Origin of the sequence: Bacillus cereus group sp. BfR-BA-01355 (genome assembly GCF_022663675.1) — a bacterium.
Taxonomy (GTDB): domain Bacteria; phylum Bacillota; class Bacilli; order Bacillales; family Bacillaceae_G; genus Bacillus_A; species Bacillus_A thuringiensis_S.
This window is the reverse complement of record NZ_JAKUFY010000505.1, coordinates 1-217: the sequence shown is the minus strand read 5'-3', so window position 1 is coordinate 217 and position 217 is coordinate 1. Positions and strand designations below refer to the sequence as shown.

Here is a 217-nt window from a genome sequence, read left to right as displayed (position 1 = left end):
ACCTAGTAGTACCGATATTGCTGTTCCCGACGTATTATTTGCAAATGCGTATGTTGCCGTTATACTTGTGCCTGTTGCTCCTGTTGGGCCTGTCGCTCCCGTTGCCCCTGTATCGCCTGTTACTCCCGTCGCTCCTGTTACTCCTGTCGCTCCCGTTGGGCCTGTTGCTCCTGTTATCCCTGTCGCTCCCGTTGCCCCTGTGTCGCCTGTTACTCCT

General features: G+C 55.3%; 1 pseudogene. It reads right to left on the bottom strand.

From position 1 onward, the window contains the following. Positions 1 to 217: pseudogene (locus MR167_RS32670) on the bottom strand (BclA C-terminal domain-containing protein); the annotation flags it as partial.